The sequence below is a fragment of the Streptomyces peucetius genome (assembly GCF_025854275.1).
GTDB lineage: Bacteria > Actinomycetota > Actinomycetes > Streptomycetales > Streptomycetaceae > Streptomyces > Streptomyces peucetius_A.
In genome coordinates, this window is sequence record NZ_CP107567.1 from 1563312 (window position 1) to 1575795 (window position 12484).

The following is a 12484-nucleotide window of genomic DNA, read 5'->3' on the forward strand; positions in this document are numbered from 1 at the left end:
CTCTCGAAGCCTACTGGTCCGTCGTTGACAGAACGGCGCCCGCCCAACCATGCTGAGCAAGCGCTTAGACATCAGTCGTCGAGAGGCAGGGACCAGGGACATGGCAGAGCCGAGGATCTTCACCTCCCCCGAGGAGCTGCGCGCCGGAATCGGCGAGCAGCTCGGGCACAGCGACTGGCTGGAGGTCGATCAGAAGCGGATCGACCTCTTCGCCGACGCCACGGGTGACCACCAGTGGATCCACGTGGACCCCGAGCGTGCCGCGAGCGGCCCCTTCGGCACGACGATCGCCCACGGCTATCTGACGCTGTCGCTGCTTCCGGCGCTGGTGCCGCAGGTCCTGCGGGTCGAGGGCATGAAGATGGGCATCAATTACGGGACCAACAAGGTCCGTTTCCCCGCCCCGGTACCCGTGGGCTCGCGGCTGCGCGCGACGGCGGTTCTGCAGCGCGTCGAGGAGGCCGGCGGCGGCGTGCAGGTGACCGCCCTCGTCACGATCGAGCGCGAGGGCGGCGACAAGCCGGTGTGCGTGGCGGAGTCGGTGTCCCGCTACTTCTTCTGAGCGCAGGGCGCCCTCTTGCGGGCGCCTACTTCTTCTGAGCGCTCACCATGCGCAGCACGAGGTCGGCGTAGAGCGCGCCGACCTCGTCGGGCGTCCGGCGGCCCTGGGTGTTGAACCAGCGCGCCACGTCGATGCAGAGGGAGAGCACGGCGACCGTGGTGCCGGGCACGTCCGGCACGTCGAACTCGCCCGTCTCGACCCCCTCACTGAGGATGCGGCGCACCACGGCGTCGCTCTGCCTGCGCAGCCCGAAGATCTCGGTGCGGTGCGCCTCGCTGAGCGCGTCCAGCTCGTACTGCACCACTCGGGCGGTGGTGTGCCGGCCGGCGTGCCAGCGGACGAAGGAGCGCACAGCACCGGCGAGCCGCTCGGTGGGTGTGCTGCCGCTGTCGTAGGCGGCGCCCAGGATCTCGAGGGCCTTGTCGTGCCCGATCCGGCTGATCCGGTGGAGCAGCTCTTCCTTCGTCTTGTAGTGGATGTAGAGCGCCGCCGGGCTCATGCCCGCGCGGCCGGCGATGTCACGGGTGGTGGTGGCGTGGTATCCCCGCTCGGCGAAGGCCTCGACGGCGGCGACGAGCAGTTTCCTCGCGGCCTCCGGGGTCACCTCGTCCCACGGCTTCTCCTCGTCGGCCGCCCGGTCCGCCGTCTCGTCCGCCGCACTCATCGCTCGTTCGCCCCTTTCGTGGCACAGGACGAACACCATACCCCGAAGGTGAGCAAGCGCTTAGAGCTTGCTCCGTGGCGGCCGGGATGTCGGACGCGACGCGCGGCGGCGCTCAGAACGCCGAGACGCCGGTCAGCGCGCGGCCGATGATGAGCTTCTGGATCTGGCTGGTGCCCTCGTAGAGGGTCATCACACGGGCGTCGCGCAGCAGCTTGCCGACGGGGTACTCGTCGATGTACCCGTAGCCGCCGAAGACCTGGAGGGCGTTGTTGGCGGCGCGCACGGCGGCTTCCGAGGCGAACAGCTTCGCCTTGGACGCCGCTGTGGCGAACTCCTGGCCGCGCTCGATCAGGTCGGCGACGCGCCAGGTCAGCAGCCGGGCGGCGTCCACGTCGACGGCGATGTCGCTGATCAGCTCCTGGACCAGCTGGTAGTGCGCGATGGACCTGCCGAACTGTTCGCGTTCCCCGGCGTAGCCGACCGCGGCGTCGAGGGCCGCCTGCGCTATGCCGACGCAGCCCGCCGCAACCGACATCCGGCCCTTGGCGAGGGCGGACATGGCGATGGAGAAGCCCTTGCCCTCGGGGCCGAGCAGGGCGGAATCCGGCACCCGGACGTCCTCGAGCACCAGCTCGGCGGTGGCCTGGCCGCGCAGCCCGAGCTTGCCGTGGACGGTGCGGCGGGTGAGACCGGGGGTGTCGGTGGGGACGAGGTAGGCGGAGACGCCCCTGTGGCCGGGCGTGTCGTTCGTCCGGGCGAACAGCAGCACCACATCGGCCCAGGTGCCGTTGGTGATGAACATCTTGGAGCCGTTGATCACCCAGCCGTCGCCGTCCCGGACGGCCCGGGTGGCGAGGCTGCCCGCGTCCGACCCGGTGCCGGGCTCGGTGAGACCGAAACAGCCGAGCGCGTCGCCGGCGGTGAGCCGGGGCAGCCAGTGGCGCTTCTGGTCCTCGGTGCCGTAGGCCGCGATGGTCTTGGTGACGAGGCCCAGTGACACGGAGACGATGCCGCGCACCGAGGAGTCCCCGCGGCCGAGCTCCTCCGTGACGAGGCAGTAGGAGAGGTGGTCGCCGCCGGAGCCGCCGTACTCCTCGTCGACGGTGAGCCCGAGGAAGCCGACCGCACCGAGCTTCTTCACGATGCCCCGATCGACGCTCTCCGCCCGGTCCCACTCCACGACGTGCGGGGCGATCTCGCGGGCGACGAAGTCCTTCGCCAGCTGCCGGACGGCGGTCCGCTCCTCACCGAGCTCCAGGTTCATGTGCGAACACCCCACCTTTTAACTATCACTGCTAGTTTCTTTTTGGCAGGCCCTACTATGTGCCGCATGGCCCGACCGCGCAAGCCCCTCCTCAGCAGAGACCGCATCGTCGAGACGGCGAGCGCGCTCGTGGACGCCGAAGGGCTCGACGCGGTCTCCACCCGCCGGCTCGCCGCCGAACTGGGTGTCAGCGGCCCCTCTCTCTACAACCACTTCCGCAACAAGGACGAGATCCTCGACGCCGTCGCCGACGCGGTCAGCGCCCGTGTCGACCTGTCGATGTTCGACGAGGACGACGGCCGCGACTGGCGCACCGCCCTGCACGACTGGGCCGTCTCCTACCGCGCCGCCCTGAGCGCCCACCCCAACACCGTCCCGGTCCTCGCGCGCGGACCCGGCCGCCGCCCGGCAGGGCTCAAGGTCGCCGACGCCGTCTTCGGCGCGATGGTCCGCTCCGGCTGGCCGCCCGCGCACGCCACCCGTATCGGCGCGCTGATGCGCTACTTCATCACCGGCTCCGCCCTCGGCTCCTTCGCCCGCGGCTTCGTCGACGACGCCGCGGCCTACGACCCGGCCGACTACCCGCACCTCGGCCAGGCCCATCTGCTCGCCGAGCGCCAGGAGCAGATCGACGAGGGCGCGTTCGAGACGGGTCTGCGGGCGCTGCTCGACGGGCTGGCGCTGCAGTACGAGGCGGTCCGGCAGGACTCCGCCCTGCACGGCACCCTTCGGCCGGCGCCGAAGAGTGGCTGACGCATCCTGGGAGGCATGACCTCCTCCCGTGACCTCGCCGCCTTCGCGGCGCTGCTCGCCGACGAGACCCGCGCGGGCTTCGCCCTGGCCCTGCTCGACGGACGGGCCTGGACCGCCGGGGAACTCGCCCGGTACGCCGGGGTCGCCGCGTCCACCGCGAGCGAGCACCTCGGCAGGCTCGTCGCGGGCGGCCTCCTCGCCGAGGAGCGCCAGGGCAGGCACCGGTACGTACGGCTCGCGGACGACCGGGTGGCGCACCTGGTCGAGGAACTCGCCGCGTACGCCGCGCCCGGGCCGGCCGCCGCTCCCCGCACCCTGCGCGAGTCGAGTGCCGCACACGCCATGGCACGGGGCCGCACCTGCTACGACCATCTCGCGGGGCGGCTCGGCATCACGATCACGCAGGCCATGACCGCCCGCCGGCTGCTCACGCAGGACTCGGGCTTCGCGCTCACGGAACGCGGCACGGCCTGGTTCGGCGACCTGGGCATCGACCTCGCCGTCAAGGGCCGCCGCCCCCTGGTGCGCGGCTGCCTCGACTGGACCGAACGCCGGCCGCACCTCGCGGGCGTGGCCGGGGCACGACTGTGCACCCACGCCCTGGAGTCCGGATGGTGCGTACGGATCGGCTCGGAGCGCGCGGTGAAGGTCACCGGTGCCGGCGAGCACGCGCTGCACACCCTCCTCGGCATCGAGCCCGGTACATTGCGGTGACCACCGAACGGTCGCGGCCCTACGGTCGCCCCATGACACACCCCGCCCGCCACGCCCAGTGGCCCGCCCTCGCCGCCGCAGCCGTCACCGTCGTCCTGTGGGCCTCCGCCTTCGTGTCCATCCGCAGCGCCGGGGAAGCCTACTCACCCGGCGCCCTCGCCCTCGGCCGACTGCTGGCGGGCTCACTGGCGCTGGGCTGCGTCCTGCTGATCCGGCGCGAGGGCCTGCCGCCGCGGGCCGCCTGGCCCGGGATCGCCGTGTCCGGACTGCTGTGGTTCGGCGTCTACATGGTGGTGCTCAACTGGGGCGAGCAGCAGGTCGACGCGGGCACGGCGGCGATGGTGGTGAACATCGGCCCGGTCCTCATCGCCCTCCTCGGCGCCCGGCTGCTCGGCGAGGGCCTGCCGCCCCGGCTGGTGGCGGGCATGGCCGTCTCGTTCGCCGGAGCGGTGGTCGTCGGCCTGTCGATGTCCGGGGAGGGCGGGGCCTCCACGCTGGGGGTACTGCTGTGCCTGGTGGCGGCGGTGGGATACGCGGGCGGCGTCGTGGCGCAGAAGCCGGCGCTCGCGCACGCGAGCGCCCTGCAGGTGACGGCGTTCGGCTGCCTGGTGGGAGCGGTGGCATGTCTGCCGTTCGCCGGACAGCTCGTCCGGCAGGCCGCCGACGCGCCGGTGTCGGCCACGCTCAACATGGTCTACCTGGGCGTGTTCCCGACCGCGCTGGCCTTCACGACGTGGGCGTACGCGCTAGCCCGTACGACGGCAGGCCGGATGGGCGCGACGACGTACGCCGTGCCCGCGCTGGTGGTGCTGATGTCGTGGCTCGCCCTGGACGAGGTACCCGGCCTGCTCACCCTCGCGGGCGGCGCGCTGTGCCTGGCGGGCGTGGCGGTGTCGCGGTCGCGCGGGCGTGGCGCTCTCCGTCCGGGGCGGGTGGCCGAGCCCGTGCGGGAACGCAGCTGACGCGGACATCGGGCGGGCTGCGTGCCGGCCCGTTCCCGCCGTCGCCGCCCCGGGGGCCGTTCCACGGCGGCCACCCGGGGAACGCTTCGGCGACGGACGGTCGAGGCGGAAGGGGCCGGGCGGATGCCCGGCCCCTTCCCGACGACACCGTCGTGTCACTCGGCGGGCGCCGCCGCCGGGACGGCGGGTTCGGGGGCGGCGGCCGCCGATGCCTTCGCCGCCCTCGTGGCGAGGATCCTGATCGAGACGAGGGCGATGACGGCGAGCCCGATGATGTAGGCGGACACGGCCATCGACGTGCCGGTGGCCTCCAGCAGCAGGACCATGATGAACGGCGCCAGCCCGCCGCCGAGGACGGCGGCGATCTGGTAGCCGAGGGACGCCCCGGTGTAGCGCATCTCCGCCGTGAACAGCTCGGCGAACAGCGCGGCCTGAGGCCCGTACATGATGCTCAGGAAGCAGCTGGTGACGAAGGTCCCGATGCCGAGCCACAGCAGCGAGGCGGTGTCGATCAGCAGGAACATCGGCACCGCCCAGACCAGCAGTCCGATCGCGCCCGCGGCGTAGATCCGCAGCCGTCCGATGCGGTCGGAGAGCGCCGCCGCCGCGGGAATCAGCACCAGTTGTGTGAGGCTCACGCACAGGGAGACCGCCAGCACGGCGCCGCGCTCCATGTCGAGCTCGCGCGTCGCGTAGTCCAGCACTCCGGTGATGATGATGTAGAACGTGGCGGTGTTGACGGCGAACGAGCCGCCGGCGAGGAAGACGGTGCCGAGGTGGTTGCGCAGGATCGTGCGCAGCGGCGAACGGGCGGCGCTCTCGCCCTTCTCCTGCTCGGCGAGGGCGCGTTCGGCCTCGCGGAACTCCGGCGTCTCCTCGACCTTGGTGTGGATGTACCAGGCGAGACCGAGAACGAGGAAGCCGACGAAGAACGGGACGCGCCAGCCCCAGGCGGCGAAGGTGCTGTCGCTGGTGAGCGAACCGGCGGCAAGGAACGCGGTGTTGGCGGTCACGACTCCGATGGGGACGCCGAGCTGGACGAGGCTGCCGTAGAGACCGCGCTTGCCCTCGGGGGCGTACTCGGTGGCCATGAGCATCGCCCCGCCCCACTGGGCGCCGACGGCGAGGCCCTGCACGATGCGGAGCAGGACGAGCAGGACCGGCGCGGCGATGCCGATCGTCTCGTACGTGGGGAGCAGGCCGATCCCGGCGGTCGCGACGCCCATCAGCGTCAGCGCGAGGACCAGCATCGGCTTGCGGCCACGCCTGTCGCCGAGCTGGCCGGCGATGACGCCGCCGACCGGGCGGGCGAGGAAGCCGACCGCGAAGGTGGCGAAGGCGGCCAGCACGCCGGCGGAGGAGCTGCCGGCGGGGAAGTACAGGTCGCCGAGTACGAGGGCGGCGGCGATGCCGAAGACGAAGTAGTCGTACCACTCGACGGCCGAGGCGAGCGCGGCCGCGGTGGCGACGCGGCGCCGGCGGGTGTCGGCGGTGGCGGTGGGGACGGGGGTGTCCATGCGTGCACACTCCACTGGGTGCGGGGACGAGGAGTGCGGGGAACGTACCGACCGGTGGGTATGGAGTCAACGGGGTGCGCGGTGACGATTCCGTGCCCGGGCACAGGCAGGTGACGGGCGCACGGGCAGCACGAGGAGCCCCGGCGGCTCCAGCGGCCGGGGCTCCGTCGGACCGGGGCGTCAGAACACGACCAGTGCCCGCCCGCCCTTCCCGGCGAGCATGTTCTCGAAGGCCGCCGGGATGCCGTCCAGCGCGATCCGTTCCGTCACGAGCGCGCTCACGTCCAGCCGCCCCGCGCGGATGTGGTCCGCGAGCACCGGAAGGTCGGCGGCCGGGTCGGAGTTGCCGTACACACAGCCCGACAGGGTGCGGCCCCAGTGGAAGAGTTCCAGCGCGTTGAACGTGACCTGCTGATCCTTGCCGCCGATGCCGACGACCACCGCGCGGCCGCCGCGGCGGGTGGAGTCCCAGGCGGCGCGGATCGTCGCGGCGCGGCCGACGCACTCGATCGCCACGTCCGCGCCCCGCTTGCCGGTCAGGGCACGGATCCCCCTCGCCGTGGTGTCGGAGGCGACGACGTACTCGGTGGCGCCTGCCCGGCGGGCGAGTTCCTCCTTCTCCGGGGAGACGTCGACGGCGATGACTGGGCCCGCGCCCGCGATCCGGGCCGACTGGAGGGTGGCGAGGCCGACCCCGCCGACGCCGAAGACCGCGACGGACTCGCCCTCGCGCACCCGTGCGGCGTGGTGGACGGCCCCGTAGCCGGTGAGGACGGCGCAGCCGAGCAGGGCGGCGTCGGCGAGGGGGACGCCGTCGGGGACCGGCAGGACGCAGTTCGCCGCGACGACCGTCTCCTCTGCGAACGCGGCGACGTTCAGGCCCGGATGGAGATCGGTCCCGTCCGCCGCCGCGGCGTGCACCCGGCCCGCGCCGGTCAGTGCGTCGGCGCACAGCCACACCTCACCGATCGCGCAGGCGTGGCAGCTGCCGCAGGAGGGCGCCCAGTTGAGGACTACGCCGTCGCCGGGCGCGACATGGGTGACGCCGTCGCCGACGGAGACGACCGTGCCGGCGCCCTCGTGGCCGAGGACGGCGGGGACGGGCACCCGCATGGTGCCGTTGGACAGAGACAGGTCGGAGTGGCACACCCCGGCGGCGGCGAGCCTGACCCGGACCTGGCCGGGGCCGGGCTCCGGCAGGGAGATCTCCGTGATCTCCAGGGGAGCGCCCACGGCGGGCAGAACGGCTGCACGGACCACGTTGGTTTCCTTACCGCTCAGAACTGGCAGAGCTGACACAGCTGTCGGAGCTTTCGGAGGCGGGGAGGTGTCGGAGGCGGGGAGGTGTCAGAACTGGAGGGACTTGGTCTGGAAGTACTCGGCAAGGCCGTGCGGGCCGAGTTCGCGGCCGACGCCGGACTGCTTGTAGCCGCCGAACGGCGCCAGCGGGTTGAAGCGGCCGCCGTTGATGTCGACCTGGCCGGTGTCCATCCGGCGGGCGAAGGCCACGGCTTCGGCGTCGTCACCCGCCCACACCGCGCCGGCGAGCCCGTAGACGGTGTTGTTGGCGAGGGCGAGGGCGTCGTCCTCGTCCTCGTACTTCATGAGGGAGAGGACCGGCCCGAAGATCTCCTCCTGGGCGATCGTCATGTCGGGCGTGACGTCGGCGAAGACGGTGGGGCTGACGTAGTAGCCGGTCTCCAGCGGTGCGTCGGGGCCGCCGGCGACGAGCCGGGCGCCCTCCGCGACGCCCTTGGCGATGTAGCCGCGGACCCGTTCGTGCTGTTTGGCGTTGACGAGCGGGCCGACCCGGTCGCCGGGGACGTACTTGGCGACGGCGGCCGCGGCGAGGGCGACGGCCTCGTCGTACTGGTCGCGGTGCACGAGCATCCGGGTCCAGGCGCTGCAGGTCTGGCCCGAGTTGGACATCACGTTGGCGACACCGACGTTCACCGCCTTCGCGAGGTCGGCGCTCGGCAGAATGACGTTGGCGGACTTGCCGCCGAGTTCGAGCGCGACGCGCTTGATCGCGCCGCCCGCGGTGGCGCCGATCTGCCGGCCGACGGCGGTGGAGCCCGTGAAGGACACCAGGTCGACGTCCTCGTGCTCGGCGAGCGCCTGGCCGGCCACCGCCCCGATCCCGGTGACGAGGTTGAACACACCGGCCGGGACGCCCGCGGCGTCGACAGCCTCCGCGAACAGCTGGGCGGTCAGCGGGGTGTCCTCCGCGGGCTTGAGCACGACGGTGCAGCCGGCTGCCAGCGCGGGTGCCACCTTGGCGACGATTTGGTGCAGGGGGTAGTTCCAGGGGGTGATCGCGCCGACGACGCCGACCGGCTCCATCAGCACGGTGGAGTTGCCGAGCTTCTCCTCGAAGGAGTACGAGCCGGCAAGTTCCGCGTAGGACCCGACGACCATGACGGGCAGGCCCGCGTGGACCGCCCGGGCCAGGGCAGGCGGCGCGCCGAGCTCCGCGGTGACCGTCTCCGCGATCTCCTCCGACCGCCGGACCAGCTCGTCACGGAGGGCCGCGAGACGCTGCGCCCGCTCGGCGGGCGGTGTCGCCGCCCAGGCGGGGAAGGCGGCGCGGGCGGCGCGTACGGCGGCGTCGACGTCCGCCGCCGTGCCGGCCGGGACATGGGCGATGACCTGCTCGTCCGCCGGGTTGACGACCGCGATCGTGTCCGGTGCCGCGGCCGGCTGCCACCGGCCGCCGATGTACATGCCGTCGTGGGCCTGCATCGCTCTCCTCCACGCCTGGGGTAGTGTCCGCGCCCCAAACTAGCGCCGTTAGTTTTACGGCGCCAGGGGCACCCGGCGTGCCGCCGGCCACTGTCCCCGGAGCGCGGGCCCCCGACCCGCCGGGCATGCCCGGCGCGGGATCAGGCGTCGAGACCCGGCACGTCCATGGGCGCCGGGCAGATGCGGCGTCCCTGGTGGTCGAAGACATAGAGATGGGCGAGGTCGACGAGCAGGGGCACCTGGGCGCCGGTGCGCAGCCGGAGGTCCGGGCCGGTGCGGACGACGATGTCGCTCGGGTCGGCCGTCTGCCGCTCGTGGACCGGGGCCGGTTCCGGTGCGTCGAGGACCGCGACCGGCCCCGCGACCTGGGCGATCGCACGGTCCTTCAGCCGGGTCAGCACTCCGGGGCCGGCGTTCCTCCGCCGCCGTACGGGCACCTGGGGACGCGGCGACTCCAGACCGGCGACCACGGCCGGCCGGGAGCCGGTGTTGAAGTGCACCAGCGTCTCGTGCCCCTGGTACTCGGTGTGTTCGACGATCCCGGTGAGCGCCACCTCCCCCGGCCGGGCCTGGCTGGGCGGCGCCACCCGGGCGGCCTCCGACCGCAGGCCCACGATGATCTGCCGTCCCTGCTGGATGCGCAGCAGCTGGTGGTCGGGGCTCAGGGGCTCGGGCAGCGGCAGCCGCTGCCTGCCCAGGTCGATGGACATCCTGCCGTCCAGCGGCGCGTGGACGACGGCCTGCAGCAGGTTGATCCGGGGCGTGCCGATGAACGCGGCGACGAAGACGTTCACCGGCAGGGCGTAGGTCTCGCGCGGGGTGCTGACCTGCTGGAGCACTCCGCCGCGCATCACCGCCACCCGGTCGCCCAGTGACATCGCCTCGGCCTGGTCGTGCGTGACGTAGACGGTGGTGACGCCCAACTCGGCGGTGAGCCGCGCTATTTCCGCCCGCAGATGGTTGCGCAGCTTGGCGTCGAGGTTGGAGAGCGGCTCGTCCATCAGGAAGACGGAGGGCCGCCTCGAGATGGCCCGGCCCATCGCCACGCGCTGGCGTTCTCCGCCGGAGAGCTGGGCGGGGAAGCGGTCGAGCAGGTCCTCGATGCCGAGCATCCTGGCGGTGGCCTCGACGCGGGGGTTGCGGTCGGCCCTGGGGTTCTCCAGCTTCAGCGGGAAGCCGATGTTCTCCCGGTTGGTCATGCTGGGGTAGAGCGCGAAGTTCTGGAAGACCATGGCCATGTCGCGTTCCCGCGGCGGCACGTCGTTGGCGTACTCGCCGTCCAGCAGCAGCTCGCCCTCCGTGATGTCCTCCAGCCCGGCGATCATCCGCAGCACCGTCGACTTGCCGCAGCCGGACGGCCCCAGCAGAACGAGGAACTCCCCCGGTTCGACACCGAGGGAGAAGCGGTCGACGGCGCGGGGAGCACGGCCGTATCTCTTGCTGACGTTGTGCAGAGCGATGGCGCGAGTCATGGGTTCCCGCCGGGATGAGAAGGGGCAGCTGCGTGGCCAGAAGTTAGCCCACTGTTGTCCCGTCTGGGAATGGATCGCGCACGGCGGAAGGTGCGCTTGTTACACATGTGTCCACCATCCGAGACCGCCCGCAGCGCCCCGCCGGGAACGCCCCGGTGCCGTACCGAGCCCCGCGCCCCCGCCCGTGCATCCCCCCGGGCGCGGCCGCGGGCCTCCGCCACATGCCCGGCCGGCCCCGCGTGCCCGATGGATGGTCACACGCGCCTGACGTCCGTGAGGTGTGCGAAGACGACGACGTTGGCGGCGTAGCCGGTCTTCTCGTCGAAGCTCCCGCCGCAGGTCAGCAGCCGCAGTTCGGGCCGGCCGGTGTGGCCGTACACCTCGGCGTCGGGGAACTGGTCCTTCTTGTAGGTGCGCACCTTGTCGACGGTGAACACGGCTGTGCGCCGGTCCGCGCGTACGACGTCGACCTTGTCGCCCGGTTTCAGTGCGTTGAGGTTGAGGAAGATGGCGGGGCCGGTCTTGGTGTCGCGGTGCCCGACCAGCAAGGACGTGCCCCGTTCGCCGGGCGAGGGACCGTCGCGGTACCAGCCGACGATACGCGGGTTGTCCACCGGAGGTGCCGTGAGCCGGCCGTGGCGGTCGAGACCGAGCTCCATCACGGGCGACTCGATGGTGATGGCCGGAACCGACAGTTTCTTCGCCGGCGAGGGCGGCAGGGCAAGCCCCTTCCCCCGGTCCGGTGTCCTCTTCCGCGCCGCCGGGGCCGGCTCGGGGGCCGGTGTCCTGACGGCCGGCGTGGGTGGGGTGCCCGCTGTGCGGGTGGTGAGCGGCGGCAGGTCGATGTCGTTGGAGCCGCCGCGCCCCGCCGTGCTGCCGTGCTCCGCCTCCTCGGCGTCGGCCGTCGCCCCGGTGACGGGCGTCTTCGCGGCCGGCTCTCCGGCCGCGAGCGGTCTGTCTGCCGCGACGGTGACCGACGACGCGTCCGGGGGCGGATCCTCGCACCCCCGGACGACGCCGGTGACCAGGGTGGCCGTCACGCCGAGCGTGATGGTCAGACGACAGGCACGACTCGGTCCGCGTCGACGGCGGCGACTGCGGACGTTACGCGGCGCCATGGGCGCGGCGTCGGGCCCGTCGGACGGCGACCATTCCGGCCAGTCCGGCGGCACCTGCGACGAGCGCGGTGGTCATGCCGACGGAGGAGCCGTCGTCCCCGCCGCCCGTGCCGGCGTCGTCGGCCATGCCGCCGCCGCCCGCGGGCACGGCGCCGTGCGGCGAGCCCTTGTCACCCTTGGACCAGTCCGAGCCGTTCCGCTCGTCCTCGATCTTGTCGCCCTTCTTCTCGCCGTACTTGTCGCAGTCGACGGTGAAGACCTTCTGCTTGGTCTCGGGCGGCGGGCCCGGGATCGTCCAGGTGAGCAGGTAGTCGCCGTCGGGCAGCGCGTACTCCTCGGTGTGGCCGCGCCCCGCGATGAGCGCGATGGAGTCGTTCAGCGTGGGCCCGCTGGCCGTCGGGGGCTGGGGGGTGATCCTCCACTCGAGCAGATCCAGGCTCTCGAAGTTGAACGCGCTGAGGCTGAACTTGCAGACTCCCTTGACGTCGTCCCGGGTGTCCCAGTGCGGGACGCCGGCCTTGTGGATCTTGAGGTCGCCGCTGTCGCCGGGCTGGGCGAACGCCGCCGGCGCCCCCGCCAGCGTCACGCCGGCGTAGGCCAGAACGGCGAGAGCGGCAGCCCCCGTGCGGACACGGCGGGGGCGGAGAGTTGCGGTCGTGCTCATGCGAGGCTCCTTCAAGCCGATGCGATTGTCATACTGATCACGCGATCGCCTG

General features: G+C 72.5%; 12 protein-coding genes. 4 read left to right on the plus strand and 8 right to left on the minus strand.

The window, feature by feature from the left end; genetic code table 11:
• Positions 1 to 100 precede the first annotated feature (100 nt).
• Entirely contained in the window at positions 101 to 562 is a 462-nt protein-coding gene (locus OGH68_RS07205; RefSeq protein WP_264242486.1) for a MaoC family dehydratase, read from the plus strand.
• A 25-nt stretch (positions 563 to 587) separates the two neighbouring features.
• On the opposite strand, the gene OGH68_RS07210 is transcribed toward OGH68_RS07205, so the two are convergent.
• Together OGH68_RS07210 and OGH68_RS07215 are read right to left on the minus strand one after the other, a co-directional pair.
• Positions 588 to 1226, minus strand: coding sequence for a TetR/AcrR family transcriptional regulator (locus OGH68_RS07210; protein WP_264242487.1), 639 nt, complete (start codon positions 1224 to 1226; stop codon positions 588 to 590).
• A 112-nt stretch (positions 1227 to 1338) separates the two neighbouring features.
• Entirely contained in the window at positions 1339 to 2490 is a 1152-nt protein-coding gene (locus OGH68_RS07215) for an acyl-CoA dehydrogenase family protein (RefSeq protein WP_264242488.1), read from the minus strand.
• Between the two features lie 66 nt (positions 2491 to 2556).
• Between OGH68_RS07215 and OGH68_RS07220 the strand changes: the two genes are divergently transcribed.
• The 3 genes from OGH68_RS07220 to OGH68_RS07230 are packed head-to-tail and all read left to right on the plus strand — an operon-like array spanning position 2557 to position 4919.
• The gene (locus OGH68_RS07220) at positions 2557 to 3243 is read left to right on the plus strand and encodes a TetR/AcrR family transcriptional regulator (RefSeq protein WP_264242489.1); all 687 of its coding nucleotides are present in this window, start codon (positions 2557 to 2559) and stop codon (positions 3241 to 3243) included.
• A 15-nt stretch (positions 3244 to 3258) separates the two neighbouring features.
• The gene (locus tag OGH68_RS07225; RefSeq protein ID WP_264242490.1) at positions 3259 to 3957 is read left to right on the plus strand and encodes an ArsR/SmtB family transcription factor; all 699 of its coding nucleotides are present in this window, start codon (positions 3259 to 3261) and stop codon (positions 3955 to 3957) included.
• A gap of 32 nt (positions 3958 to 3989) precedes the next feature.
• Positions 3990 to 4919 (plus strand): DMT family transporter, encoded by a 930-nt coding sequence (locus OGH68_RS07230; RefSeq protein ID WP_264242491.1) that lies wholly within the window; start codon positions 3990 to 3992, stop codon positions 4917 to 4919.
• A 155-nt stretch (positions 4920 to 5074) separates the two neighbouring features.
• Here OGH68_RS07230 and OGH68_RS07235 read toward each other — a convergent pair whose 3' ends face one another.
• The 6 genes from OGH68_RS07235 to OGH68_RS07260 form a co-directional block, all read right to left on the minus strand.
• A complete protein-coding gene (locus OGH68_RS07235; protein WP_264242492.1) occupies positions 5075 to 6436 on the minus strand; it encodes an MFS transporter in 1362 nt (453 codons plus the stop codon).
• Positions 6437 to 6616: 180 nt separating this feature from the next.
• Entirely contained in the window at positions 6617 to 7696 is a 1080-nt protein-coding gene (locus tag OGH68_RS07240) for a Zn-dependent alcohol dehydrogenase (protein ID WP_264242493.1), read from the minus strand.
• A gap of 87 nt (positions 7697 to 7783) precedes the next feature.
• Positions 7784 to 9178, minus strand: a complete 1395-nt coding sequence (locus tag OGH68_RS07245; RefSeq protein ID WP_264242494.1) for an aldehyde dehydrogenase family protein — start codon at positions 9176 to 9178, stop codon at positions 7784 to 7786.
• A gap of 140 nt (positions 9179 to 9318) precedes the next feature.
• A complete protein-coding gene (locus OGH68_RS07250; protein WP_264242495.1) occupies positions 9319 to 10650 on the minus strand; it encodes an ABC transporter ATP-binding protein in 1332 nt (443 codons plus the stop codon).
• A gap of 254 nt (positions 10651 to 10904) precedes the next feature.
• Entirely contained in the window at positions 10905 to 11690 is a 786-nt protein-coding gene (locus OGH68_RS07255; RefSeq protein ID WP_264242496.1) for a class F sortase, read from the minus strand.
• Between the two features lie 64 nt (positions 11691 to 11754).
• Complete coding sequence (locus tag OGH68_RS07260) at positions 11755 to 12432, minus strand: hypothetical protein (protein WP_264242497.1); 678 nt, start codon at positions 12430 to 12432, stop codon at positions 11755 to 11757.
• Between the last annotated feature and the right edge of the window lie 52 nt (positions 12433 to 12484).